General features: G+C 71.9%; 10 protein-coding genes. 7 read left to right on the plus strand and 3 right to left on the minus strand.

What is annotated here, in order from left to right; all coding sequences use genetic code 11:
- Positions 1-8: 8 nt before the first annotated feature.
- The 3 genes from QRY02_RS08420 to QRY02_RS08430 form a co-directional block, all read right to left on the minus strand.
- Complete coding sequence (locus QRY02_RS08420; protein WP_285990925.1) at positions 9-1,274, minus strand: ABC transporter substrate-binding protein; 1,266 nt, start codon at positions 1,272-1,274, stop codon at positions 9-11.
- A gap of 212 nt (positions 1,275-1,486) precedes the next feature.
- Entirely contained in the window at positions 1,487-2,302 is an 816-nt protein-coding gene (locus QRY02_RS08425) for an endo alpha-1,4 polygalactosaminidase (protein WP_285990926.1), read from the minus strand.
- Positions 2,303-2,392: 90 nt separating this feature from the next.
- A complete protein-coding gene (locus tag QRY02_RS08430; RefSeq protein ID WP_285990927.1) occupies positions 2,393-3,199 on the minus strand; it encodes a DeoR/GlpR family DNA-binding transcription regulator in 807 nt (268 codons plus the stop codon).
- A gap of 126 nt (positions 3,200-3,325) precedes the next feature.
- Between QRY02_RS08430 and QRY02_RS08435 the strand changes: the two genes are divergently transcribed.
- The 7 genes from QRY02_RS08435 to QRY02_RS08465 all read left to right on the plus strand — a co-directional run bounded on the left by QRY02_RS08435 (position 3,326) and on the right by QRY02_RS08465 (position 11,926).
- Positions 3,326-4,456, plus strand: a complete 1,131-nt coding sequence (locus QRY02_RS08435) for an SIS domain-containing protein (protein ID WP_285990928.1) — start codon at positions 3,326-3,328, stop codon at positions 4,454-4,456.
- 1 nt (position 4,457) lies between these two features.
- The gene (locus tag QRY02_RS08440) at positions 4,458-5,414 is read left to right on the plus strand and encodes an N-acetylglucosamine kinase (RefSeq protein WP_285990929.1); all 957 of its coding nucleotides are present in this window, start codon (positions 4,458-4,460) and stop codon (positions 5,412-5,414) included.
- Positions 5,415-5,423: 9 nt separating this feature from the next.
- On the plus strand, positions 5,424-6,335 hold the full coding sequence (locus QRY02_RS08445) for a DMT family transporter (protein ID WP_285990930.1): 912 nt from the start codon (positions 5,424-5,426) through the stop codon (positions 6,333-6,335).
- A complete protein-coding gene (locus QRY02_RS08450) occupies positions 6,332-7,240 on the plus strand; it encodes a 1-phosphofructokinase family hexose kinase (RefSeq protein WP_285990931.1) in 909 nt (302 codons plus the stop codon). The genes QRY02_RS08445 and QRY02_RS08450 overlap by 4 nt, the downstream gene beginning before the upstream one ends.
- The gene (locus tag QRY02_RS08455) at positions 7,237-8,061 is read left to right on the plus strand and encodes a class II fructose-bisphosphate aldolase (RefSeq protein ID WP_285990932.1); all 825 of its coding nucleotides are present in this window, start codon (positions 7,237-7,239) and stop codon (positions 8,059-8,061) included. The genes QRY02_RS08450 and QRY02_RS08455 overlap by 4 nt, the downstream gene beginning before the upstream one ends.
- 228 nt (positions 8,062-8,289) lie before the next feature.
- A complete protein-coding gene (locus QRY02_RS08460; RefSeq protein WP_285990933.1) occupies positions 8,290-9,612 on the plus strand; it encodes a poly(ethylene terephthalate) hydrolase family protein in 1,323 nt (440 codons plus the stop codon).
- Positions 9,613-9,769: 157 nt separating this feature from the next.
- Positions 9,770-11,926 (plus strand): DUF6351 family protein, encoded by a 2,157-nt coding sequence (locus QRY02_RS08465; RefSeq protein WP_285990934.1) that lies wholly within the window; start codon positions 9,770-9,772, stop codon positions 11,924-11,926.
- Positions 11,927-11,947 lie beyond the last annotated feature (21 nt).

Consider the following 11,947-nt stretch of genomic DNA (forward strand, 5'->3'; position numbering starts at 1 on the left):
GCGGCTCCCTATCGCGGAATGATCAGGGCGGCGTTCGCGGCCGCGGCGCAGTCGCGCATGGCGTCGGCCGGGGTCGCCCGGCCGAGCAGCACGGCGACGATCGCGGTGCCGAGGGCCGCCGACACCTGGGGGTAGGCCGGGTGCACGGGCCGGACGCGGGCGTTCTCCAGCGCGTCGACGAAGACCGGCAGGCCCGGGGTCTCGGCGGTCTTCTCTTCCCAGGCGGGCAGTTGCTGCGTCCGGCGGCTCAGCGGGAGGCTGCCCGCGCCGTCGTCCCAGCGGACGTCCTGGGCCGGGTCCGCCAGCCAGGACAGGAAGGTGCGGGCCGCCGCCACGCGTTCTTCGCCGTTGTCGAACAGCGTCCAGGTGTCCGGGCCGGAGATGGTGACCGGACGGCGGCCGAAGCTCGGCAGCGGCACGACCGCGTAGTCGATCCCGGCGTCGGCGATGTCGGGCAGCTGCCACGGACCGGTCGCGACCATCCCGATGTGACCGGCTTCGAACGCCTGGTACATCTGCTCGCTGCCGGTCTTCGGGTCGAGGTAGACCGCGTGCGCCCCGGCGAGGTCGCGGAGGACTTCGAGGGCACGGACGCCCTGGTCGGCGAACCCGATGCCGCGGCCGCCGGCGCCGATGACGTCGCCGCCGAGGTCCCACACCATCGGCCACAGCCGCCACACGGTGTCCTCGTCGCCGGTGGCGGGCCAGGCGGTGCCGAAGGTGCCGCTGCCCGGGTCGGTGAGCTTTTTCGCGGTGGCGACGAAGTCGGCCCACGTCCAGCCCGCGGCGGGCAGCGGAATCCCGGCGCCGGCGAACAGCGCCTTGTTGCACACCACGGCCAGGGAGTCGAGCAGCGCCGGGACCGCGCGGACGCGGCCGTTGACGGTGACCGCTTCCCGGGCCGGGGCCCAGAAGCCGGGGCCCGCGTCGACGAGGTCGGTGACGTCGACGACGCTGGGGCTGCGCGCCACGCTGGCGAGGTCCGAACCGAAGACGTAGGCGATGTCCGGGAAGGACCCCGACGCGAGTGCCGCGGTGATCTTCTGGAGCATCGCGTCGGCGAGGACGCCGCCGCCCAGGTCGATCCGGATGCCGGGGTGGGTCCGGTGGAAGTCCGCGACGAGGGTGTCGAGCACCTTCTTGCCGGTGTCGGTCTGGCCGTGCCAGATCTCGACCGTGACCGGGCCTCCGGTGGCCCGCGCCGGGCCGCAGCCGGCCAGCGCGGCACCGAGGGCCAGTCCGCCGGCGCCGCGCAGGAATCCGCGGCGGTCCATCAGCGGGTCTTGCCGGGGAACGGGAAAGACATCATCGAAAACTCCGGATGATGGTGGGCACGACCCCGCCTCGGACCACCAGCGGGTCCTGGCGACTCAGTCCGGGCTCGCGGGAGAACCGACATACCGGCTGGGCATACCTCTGACGTCGGCTGTTCGTTCCGACGTGGACAGCAGTAAAGCGAGCGCGATCGAACGTGTCAAGGTGCGTGTCAGCAGGTCTTGCGGACGTATCCGCTCGTTCCCTGGGGCACCACGTACAGGTCACGCCGGACGATGCTGATCTTGCTCTTCCACTCCGGGCAACCCTTGCTCATGCCCGAAGCGGTGTACTCGACGTCGACCACCCGGTTGTTGAACGGGCCGGCGTAGTCGGCGCATTCCTCGTATTCACCGCATTCTTCGGTGACGGCGAAGTCGAGGCCGTTGGCGACCCGGTTGCCGGCCAGCTCCGGGGTGTTCTTCTGGGCGATGGCGAGGTTCTTGCCGTGCGCGCGGGCGGACAGGAGCTTGATGTACTCCTGCGCGTGCGTGGTGGTGAGCAGGTTCTCGGACCGGCTGTAGCTGTCGTAGTTGTCCGGCTCGATCGCCTGGTACCCCTTCGAGGCGCACGTGTCGATCCAGCTGCCGACCTTGGCCGCGACCCGGCTGCGCTTGTCGGCGGTGCGCAGGTCGAGCAGCGTTTCCTGCCAGTCCGGGTCGACGACCTTGTTGCCGCTGGAATCGCGGAGCAGCAGGTCGCTCGGCCAGTCGCCGTCCTGGCCTTTCTGGGCCTGGAAAGCGTTGAGGTAGCAGATGTTGTACTTGCCGCTCGCCGGGGCCGCGGAGACGTCGCGGCTGACGATCTGCACCCCGGACGGCGGGGTGTAGGCGCCGCCGATCTGGTAGTCGAACCCGGCGGCCTGCGGGGGCAGGGTGATCGCGGCCGAGGCCGGTGCGGCGACCGCGGTGAGCGTGCCGACGGCCAGCGCGCCCGCCGCGGTGAAAGAAGCGAATCGCTTGCCGTGGACGGGGAGAGAACGCTTCATCCGGACTCCATCATCGTCGGGGCTGTTGTCGGCGAAAGGTAGGCAGGACGACCACCGCGGTCAACGAAACGCGCATTCGCGATGAGCGTTTCAGCGGTCCTGGGCGGAGCTGACCTCGACCACGGTGACCCGGACCCCGGCCCGGCGGATCGCCGCGACCGCGCCGGGCGCGGCGGAGGCGTCGGTGATGACCTCGTGCACGTCCTGGATGTCACCCATGCGGGCGAGGGTGGTGCGCCCGAGCTTGCTGCCGTCGGCCAGCACGACCACCCGCTGGGCGCGGCCGAGCATGGCGCGGTTGGTCCGGGCCTCGTTCTCGTCGTGCGTGGTGATGCCCGCCGTCGCGTCGATGCCGTCCACGCCGACGAACGCCGTGCCGACGCTGATCGAGGCCAGCACGTGCTCGGCCCATGGCCCGACCAGCTCGTAGGACTGGGGCCGGGCGACCCCGCCGACGACGACCAGCTTCAGCCGAGGGTGCAGGGCCAGGTCCATCGCGATGTTCAACGCGTTCGTGACCACCGTCAGGTCCGCCCGGCCGGGCAGTTCCCTGGCGAGTTCGCTCGTGGTGGAGCCGCCGGTCAGGGCGATCACGTGCGGCCCGGTCGGCAGTGTGCGGATCGCCGCGTGCACGATGGCGCGTTTGGCGTCCCGGGACCGGTTTTCCCGGTAGGGCGGCGGCACCTCGTGCGTGCGCCCCCGGGGCCGCGCGCCGCCGTGGGTGCGGGTCAGCAGCCGCTGTTCCTCCAGTTTGGCCAGATCGCGCCGCAGCGTGGCGGAGGAGACGCCGAACCGGGTGGACAGCTCACCCACGTGCAGCGAGCCGGTGTCCGCGAGCACCCGCAACATCTCCGAGAGCCGTTCGGCCCGGGTGGCGCTCCTCTTCCGCGTGGCCATGGGCCGAGCCTACGACAGCCGGCGAAACGCTCAATCGGAATGCGCATTTGGACACCGGACCTTGCCCCCGCACCGGGGAGCGGATGAGTCTCCGGGAGTACGTCCCGGAAATCGGAGGCAGCACCTATGCACAGCAGCGGGCGGTGGTCCGGCGACAGCTGGACCGCGCGGGAGATCGGGCAGCAGCCCGCCACCTGGCTCCGGGTGGCGGAGGCCGTACGGCGGGCCCGGCCGGAAATCGAGAAGCTGATCGGGCTCCCCGGACGGCGGATCGTGCTCACCGGTGCGGGTACCTCGGCGTTCGTCGGCGAGGTCGTGGCCCGCGATCTCGCGCGGCACCTCGGCCGTCCGGTCGAGGCGATCGCAACGACGGAGATCGTCGCCGATCCGCTCGCCGTGGTCGTGGACGACCGGCCGATCGTGCTGGTGTCCTTCGCGCGCAGTGGCAACAGTCCCGAGTCCGTCGCGGCGGCGGACCTGCTGCACCGGCTGACGCCCGGGCTGCGGCACCTGGTGATCACCTGCGACCCGGGCGGACAGCTGGCGCGGCGGTGGTCCGGCGCCGGGAACGCGGTCGTGGTGGCCCTGCCGGACGAGGTCAACGACCGCGGATTCGCGATGACCTCGTCGTTCACCGGGATGGCGCTGGCGGCCCTGCTCGCCTTCGGCGTGGACGTCGACGTCGAGGCGCTGGCGCGCGCCGGGACGGCGGTGCTGGACGGTGCCGCGGACCACGCGCCGTCGATTTCCGGCGCCAAGCCGGCCCGGCTGGTGTTCCTCGGCTCCGGGCCGCTTCGCGGGCTGGCCCGGGAGGCCGCGCTCAAGTGCCTCGAGCTGACCCGGGGTGAGGTGGTCGGCATCGCCGATTCCGCGCTGGGCTTCCGGCACGGACCGAAGTCGGTGCTCGACGAGCGCACCATCGCCGTGGTCTTCCGCTCCACCGATCCGCACGCGCGGCGGTACGACGGGGACATCGCGCGCGAGCTGGTGCAGTCCCTCGGCGAGGAGCGGGTGGTCGTGGTGGGCGGGGACGACGCGGAAGAGTTCGGCGGAGCCCGGGTCTGGCCCGTGCCCTCGCCCCCCGGCATCCCCCTTGCCGGTTACGCGTTGCTGGCCGTGATCGCGGCGCAGACCACGGCGCTCGCGTGCTCGCTCGCGCTGGGCGTCACCCCGGACAACCCCTTCCCCGAAGGGGAGGTGAACCGCGTCGTGCAGGGCGTGGTCATCCACGATTTCGATCCCGCGGAGGTGGGCTGACGTGTTCCTCGGTGTCGACGGTGGGGGGACGAAGACGGCGTTCTGCCTGGTCGATCTCGACGGCCGGGTCGTCGCGGAGGCCAGGACCGCGAGCGTGTACTACCTGAGCGAAGGCCTGCAGATCGTGGAACCCCTGTTGCGCCAGGGGATCGGCGAAGTGTGCGAGGCCGGCGGCATTGCGGTCCCGGACATCACGTACGCCTTCTTCGGCCTGCCCGCCTACGGGGAGATCAGTGCCGACGTGCCAGTGCTCGACGCGATACCCGCCCGAATCCTCGGGACGCAGAACTACCGCTGCGGCAACGACATGATCTGCGGCTGGGCCGGGTCGCTGGGGGCGATCGACGGCATCAACGTCGTCGCCGGCACCGGCTCGATCGCCTACGGCGAGCACGACGGCCGGCAGTGGCGCGGTGGTGGCTGGAGCGAGCTCTTCGGTGACGAAGGCTCCGGCTACTGGGTCGCGATCCAGGGCCTGAACGCGTTCAGCCGCATGGTCGACGGGCGGCTGCCGGCCGGCCCGCTCGTCGGAGAAATGCGCCGGACACTCGGCCTCGCCGCCGATTTCGACGCGATCGACGTCGTCGTGAACCAGTGGCACGGCGACCGGGGCAAGGTCGCGAAGCTGAGCATGGTCGTGGCCGAGGCGGCGGAGGCCGGCGACGCGGTCGCGACCGGAATCCTCCGGGAGGCGGGGCGTGAGCTCGCGCTGCTCGTGGACGTCGGTCGCGAAGCTCTCGAATTCGGTGCCGCACAACGGGTTCCGGTGTCTTACTCCGGCGGCATGTTCGGGTCGGCGCACGTGCTGTCGTCGTTCCGCGATGCGCTGTCCCTCGAGTACGACCTCCGTGCGCCCCTGCTGGAACCGCACATCGGTGCCGCGCTCTACGCGGCGCGCCTGCACGGACACCCGTTGCGGGCCGGGCAAGTCCACCCGGCCGCGTCCCTGCCTCGCTGAGGAGCCGAGATGTCGTTCACCCGCGCGAACAGCTGGATCCCGTACGCGGGACTGCTGGTGGTGTTCTGGGGGGTGTGGGGGGCCTTTTCCAGCCTGCCCACCAAGCTCTACGCCTACCCCGACCCGATGGTCTACGTGGTCTGGGCGCTGACCATGCTCGTGCCCGCGTGGTTCTCGCTGCGCGGCAAGAAGTTCGACCGCGGCCGCGTCGCCGCCGGGTACGGGCTGCTGATCGGGCTCACCGGGGCAGGTGGCCAGCTGCTGCTGTTCAAGGCCCTCACCATCGGACCGGCGTACGTGATCTTCCCGATCGTCGCGCTTTCGCCCGCGGTCACGGTGCTGCTGGCGTTCGCCGCGTTGCGGGAACGGCTCGGGGGGTGGTCGTGGGCCGGTGTGGTGCTCGCGCTGGTCGCCGTCGTCCTGTTCTCCGTCTCCACGGGGGACGGCGGGGACAGCGGGTGGCTCTACCTGGTGCTGGCCGCCGGAGTCTGCGTGGCGTGGGGTGTCCAGGCGTTCTTCATGCGCAAGGCCGCGCTCGCCGGCGTGGACGACGCGTCGACGTTCGGCTGGATGACGATCAGCGGGCTGCTGCTGATCCCGGTCGCCGTGCTGATGATGGGCGGGCTCCCGCTGGGGTTCCCGTGGCAGGCGCCCGCGCTCACCGCCGGTACCCAGCTGCTCAACGCGGTCGGCGCGCTGTTCCTCGTGATGGCGATGAGCCGGGGCAAGGCGTCGATCGTGGCGCCGGTGACCAACGCGCTGGCCCCCGTGCTGACGATCGTCCTGTCTCTGCTGTTCTTCGGCGCCGCGCCGACCGGGTTCCAGATCGCGGGCATCGTGCTGGCTCTCGCCGGTTCGACCCTGATGGTGTACCGCGCGGAAAAGTCCACGGAGCTGGTCCCCGGCAGCGCGGTGTCATGACGCCGCGGATCGTCACGGTCACCCTCAACCCCGCCATCGACGTGACCTACCGGGTGGACGCGCTGCGCGTGGGGGAGACCGTGCGGGTGCCGGACGTCCGGTCGCGCGCCGGCGGCAAGGGCGTCAACGTCGCGGCGGTGGTCCGCGAACTGGGTGGCGAGAGCCTGGTGCTGGCGCTCACCACGACCCGGACACCCGACGAGTTCCGGATCGGGCTGGACGAGCTGCGCCTCGCGCACCGGCTCGTCCCGGCGCTGCCCGCGGTGCGGCGGACCGTGGCGGTGGTGACGCCCGCCGACGGGACGACGATGCTGCAGGAGAACGGCTTTCCGGCCGGGGAGGCCGCGGAAGCGGGCATCGTCGCCGCGCTTCGCGCCGAGCTCGCGGCCGGGGCGGGAGCCGTCGTGATCTCCGGCAGCGTGCCCGCCGGGCTGGCCGCCGACGTTCCCGCGAAGCTGGCTCGGCTGTGCGTCCGGCACGACGTGCCGGTCATCGCCGACGTCTCCGGTGCCGCCCTCCGCGAGGCCGCTCGCAGTGGAGCCGTGCTCATGCCGAACGAAGACGAGCTGGCGGACCTGGCCGGGTCCGGTCAGGACCTGGTGACCGCGGGAGCCCCGGCGGTGGTCGCCACCTTGGGCCCCGGAGGCGCGATGGCCGTGACTGCCGGGGGCGCTTGGCGCGCCCGGCCCGCCGAAGTCGTCACCGGCAATCCGGCCGGTGCCGGAGACGCCGGAGCCGCGGCGCTGGCCATGCACCTGACAGTGTCCGAAGTGGACTGGCCGGTCGCGCTGGCGGACGTGGTCGCGACGTCGGCCGCCGCGGTGCTGCGGCCGGTCGCCGGCGAGATCGACGTCGCGGCCAGGGAAAAGTGGAGTCGTGCCGTGAAAGTGGAGAGGATCCGATGAACTGGGCCGCCTTGCTGGACGACCTGCGGACGCAGCGGCGCGCGATCGGGGCGTTCAACGCGATCCTGATCGAGCACGCGGAAGCCGTCGTGGCCGGCGCGGAGCGCAGCGGCCTCCCGGTGATCCTGCAGATCTCGCAGAACGCCGTTCGCTACCACGGTTCGCTCGCGCCGTTCGCGCTCGCCTGCCTGCGGCTGGCCGGGACCGCGACCGTGCCGGTCCTGGTCCACCTCGACCACATCGAGGACGAGGAGCTGATCCGCGAGGGCCTCGACCTGGGCATCACGTCCGTCATGTTCGACGCCGCCGCGCTGCCCTACGCCGAGAACGTGGCCAGGACGAAAGCCGTCGCCGAACGCTGCCACGCGGCGGGCTGCCGGGTCGAGGCGGAGCTCGGCGAGATCGGCGGCAAGGACGGCGCCCACGCCCCCGGCGTGCGCACGGACCCGGCCGAGGCCCGCGAGTTCGTCACCGCGACCGGCGTGGACTCCCTCGCCGTGGCCGTCGGCTCGTCGCACGCCATGGCCGACCGCAGCGCGGTGCTGGACGAAGAGCTGATCACCGCGCTCGCGCGGAGCGTTCCGGTGCCGCTGGTGCTGCACGGTTCCTCGGGCGTCCCCGACGAGGGACTGCGCGGGGCGGTGGCGAGCGGCATCGTCAAGGTCAACATCGGAACGCGGCTGAACCAGGTGCTCACCGAAGCCGTGCGTTCGACGCTCGGGACGCACACGGCCCTCACCGACCCCCGCCGCTACCTGGCTCCCGGCCGCGACGCGGTCCGCGACGAGGTGGCGCGGCTGCTCACCCTGCTCGCGAAATGAGCCCGGCACCGGGAACCCGCGACAGCGGGGAATTCCGGCTCGCCGATGAAATTTTCCCGCCGTGGCCGGGTGATCACGCGACGGCGAACGTCTCGGAACGAACGGGTGACCAGCGGCGATCCGATGGCCTGCGGGAGGGAGGTGGTGCCACCGGTGCGCGGTCGTTTGAAGTTGCGGAGCCCTCTTGTCACCCTGAGGCGGACTTTTCCCTCGGCCCTGGAGGCGAGCATGCGACGAGTCGCGACGACGGTCCGGGCGACCAGGCTCATCGTGACCATCCTGGCCGCGATGACCACGGTGGCCGCGCTCGCGGCGGGGCCCGCCCTCGCCCGGCCGCGCGACAGCGCGCCGGGCAATCCGTACCAGCGAGGCCCCGATCCGACGGTGGCGATGATCGAATCGAGTACCGGTCCGTTCGCGACGGCGTCGGCGAGCGTGCCGGCGGGTCACGGGTTCAACGGTGGACGGGTGTACTACCCGACCGACACGAGCCTGGGTACCTGGGGTGCGCTGGCGATCGTGCCCGGCTATTCCGCGTTGTTCGCCGACGAGGAAGCGTGGATGGGGCCGTGGCTGTCCTCGTTCGGGTTCGTGGTGATCGGCGTGGAGACCAGCACCCGCACCGACAGCGCCGACGCCCGCGGCACCGAGCTGCTGGCCGCGTTGGACTACCTGACGACGCAGAGCCCGGTGCGCGACCGGGTCGACCCGGACCGGCTGGCCGTGCTCGGCCATTCCGCGGGCGGGGCCGGGGCGTTGCTCGCGGCGGAACGCCGGCCCGCGCTCAAGGCCGCGATCGGGCTCGCGCCCGGCTCACCGGTGGGCAACTTGTCGCTGGCCACGGACCGGGTGCCGACGATGGTGCTCGGTGGGCAGAACGACTCCGTGGTCACGCCGTCCTACCTCAGCGGTCTCTACGCCACCATGCCCGCCTCGACGCAGAGCGTTTTCGCCCAGATCGCCGGCGCCGACCACGTCTACTACACCCATCCCAACAACGTCGAGATGAAACTGCTGATCCCGTGGCTGAAAACCTTCCTGGACAGTGACACCCGGTACCCGCCCTTCCTGTGCCCGGCGCCCCCCGATCCCCGATCCATCTCGATCTACACGCCCAAGTGCCCGTACGTGCCCGGCGGCAGCACACCACCGGGAGACGGGAACACCGGCCCGTTGCACGCGGTGGGCGCGGCCAAGTGCCTCGCCGCGCCCTCGTCCGGCGCGCCGGGCACGCAGGTGACCATCGGCGTGTGCGACGGCCGGGCCGGGCAGGCTTGGACGCGGACCGCCGCCGCCCAGCTGACCGTGACGCCGGCCGGCACGCCGCTGTGCCTGGACGCCAACGGCCAGGGCACGAGCCCGGGGACCAAAGTGATCGTGTGGTCCTGCAACGGCCAGGCCAACCAGCAGTGGAACGTCAACGCCGACGGCACCGTCACCGCGCGGTCCGGGCTGTGCCTGGACGTGACCGGTGCTTCCACCGCCGACGGCGCCCTGGTCGAACTGTGGTCCTGCAACGGCGGCAGCAACCAGCGGTGGAGTCTCGGCTGATGCCTTGACCGCTTGCCCGGGTGCCCATCCGAACCCGGCCGTGCCTTCCGCACTCGAGGGGCTGCCATCGGCCGTTGTTCCGGCCGGGCCGCAGGTGCTATACCGGCAGCTGCCCGGTGTCGCGACGACGCGATGCCACGAGCGAGCGGAGTGTCCGGTGGCCAACCGTGCTGTGCGCTCATCCGCCCTGGTTGCGGCGCTGACCGCGCCCGTCCTCCTGCTGGGGACCGCGACCGCGGTGGCCGCTCCCGACGCGCCACCGGGTCGGTGGCCGGCGATCGAGACGGTGTCGAACCCTCGGGCGGCGCTCGTCAGCGGGGGACAGGTTCTGGTCAGGGTCGTCGTGCCGCCGAGGGCCGGGCGGGTCGACGTCAGCGCGAATGGCCACGACGTCACCTCGAGCTTTCACGCCCAGCCGGACGGCAGCCTGCTCGGACTGGTGAGCGGCCTGCGCGACGGCGTCAACGACCTGAGCGCCCGGACGAGCGGACGCGGCCCGGACCGGCGGGCGCACCTGCGCGTCACCAACCACCCGATCACCGGGCCCGTCTTCTCCGGCGCGCAGCAGCTCCCGTTCTACTGCGAGACCCAAGCCTTCGGCCTGCCCGCCGCGTCGCAGCCGTTCTGCGGCGCGCCGACCCAGGTGAGCTACCAGTACCGCACGACCGCCGGGACGTTCGCACCGCTGGCGGATCCGGCGAGCCGGCCCGCGGACCTCGCGACGGCCACGGTCGGCGGGCACGCGGTGCCGTACGTGGTCCGCGTCGAACGCGGCACGATCGATCGCGCCGTCTACGAGATGGCGGCGCTCTACGACGGCGCGCCCTCGCCCGTCTCGCCGGAGCACGGCTGGAACGGGAAGCTGGTCTACACCTTCGGGGGCGGCTGCAACGCGGGCTACCACCAGGGCAGCTCGACCGGCGGGGTCGTCAACGACCTGTTCCTGGCCCAGGGCTACGCGGTCGCGTCGTCGACCCTGAACGTGCTCGACAACAACTGCAGCCCGATCATCTCGGCCGAGGCGGCGATGATGGTCAAGGAGCACTTCATCGAGACCTACGGCCCGGTGGCGCACACCATCGGCTGGGGTGGCTCGGGCGGGGCGATCCAGCAGTACGACATCGCGGAGAACTACCCCGGCATCGTCGACGGCATCATCCCCGGTGTCTCGTTCCCGGACCCGCTGAGCACGGGCGGCCCGGTGTCGGACTGCCGCCTGCTGGAGCGGTACTTCGCCGGGCCGGGCGCGTCGTTCACCGCGGCGCAGAAGCAGTCCGTTGCGGGCTTCGCCAGCTACGACACCTGCGTCTCCTGGGACAAGACCTTCGCCAGCCGCGCCACCGCGACCGGCAGCTGCAACGCCGCCATCCCGGTTTCGGCGCGGTGGGATCCGGTCACCAACCCGCGCGGGGTGAAGTGCAACTCCAATGAGCAACTGGCCAACCAGCTCGGGCGGGACCCGGAGACCGGGTTCGTGCGCAGCCCGCTGGACACCACCGGCGTGCAGTACGGCTTGGCCGCACTGAAAGCCGGGACGATCACCGCGGCGCAGTTCGCGGACCTCAACGCCGCCATCGGCGGCCTCGACCACACCGGAACGCCTGTGCCGCAGCGGATCGCGGCCGACCCCAAGGCGCTCGCCGCGGTGTACGCCGACGATCTCGTGAATTCCGCGTCGCAAGGCCTGCGCGAGACGCCGATCATCGACCAGCGCACCGATCTCGACCTCGCCGGGTTCGGCAACGACATCCACACCACCGAGTGGTCCTACGTGATGCGGCAACGGCTTCTGCGGGCCAACGGCACCGCGGGCAACCAGGTCATCATCGAAAACCACCCCACCGCGGCCGAAGCGGGCTCGGCCAGCGTCTACGAGCTCGACGCGATGGACCGCTGGCTCACCGCGATCGACGCCGACAGCTCGCACCGGAGCCGCCAGCAGAAGGTGCTGGCGAACCGGCCGGGCGATCTCGGCGACGGGTGCTACCTCTCGGCCGCGTCCCGGATCACCGAGAAGCTGACGTACCCGGCGAGCGGCCGGTGCGGCGCGCAGTACCCGGTGGCGGCCGACACCCGGATGGTCGCGGGGGAGAGCTTGGCCCTCGACGTGCTGAAGTGCCGGCTGAAGCCGCTCGACTTCCGCGACTACCCGGTCACCTTCACCGCCGCGGACCGGCAGCGGCTGCGGGCGGCGTTCCCGGCCGGGGTGTGCGACTACGGCCGTCCGGGCGTCGGGCAGCGTCCCCCGATCGGAACCTGGCTGAGCTACGGCGACGAACGGACCGGCACCACCCCGCCGACGAAGCCGCGGTGATCACCCGAGGCAGTCTTGGTG

The organism is Amycolatopsis sp. DG1A-15b (assembly GCF_030285645.1).
GTDB lineage: Bacteria > Actinomycetota > Actinomycetes > Mycobacteriales > Pseudonocardiaceae > Amycolatopsis.

What these genes read in the sequence shown, in the direction of transcription:
- QRY02_RS08450 (WP_285990931.1), top strand. Translation starts at nt 6,332, where the DNA reads ATGACGCCGCGGATCGTCACGGTCACCCTCAACCCCGCCATCGACGTG.
- QRY02_RS08460 (WP_285990933.1), top strand. Translation starts at nt 8,290, where the DNA reads ATGCGACGAGTCGCGACGACGGTCCGGGCGACCAGGCTCATCGTGACC.
- QRY02_RS08430 (WP_285990927.1), bottom strand. Translation starts at nt 3,199, where the DNA reads ATGGCCACGCGGAAGAGGAGCGCCACCCGGGCCGAACGGCTCTCGGAG.
- QRY02_RS08435 (WP_285990928.1), top strand. Translation starts at nt 3,326, where the DNA reads ATGCACAGCAGCGGGCGGTGGTCCGGCGACAGCTGGACCGCGCGGGAG.
- QRY02_RS08455 (WP_285990932.1), top strand. Translation starts at nt 7,237, where the DNA reads ATGAACTGGGCCGCCTTGCTGGACGACCTGCGGACGCAGCGGCGCGCG.
- QRY02_RS08420 (WP_285990925.1), bottom strand. Translation starts at nt 1,274, where the DNA reads ATGGACCGCCGCGGATTCCTGCGCGGCGCCGGCGGACTGGCCCTCGGT.
- QRY02_RS08445 (WP_285990930.1), top strand. Translation starts at nt 5,424, where the DNA reads ATGTCGTTCACCCGCGCGAACAGCTGGATCCCGTACGCGGGACTGCTG.
- QRY02_RS08425 (WP_285990926.1), bottom strand. Translation starts at nt 2,302, where the DNA reads ATGAAGCGTTCTCTCCCCGTCCACGGCAAGCGATTCGCTTCTTTCACC.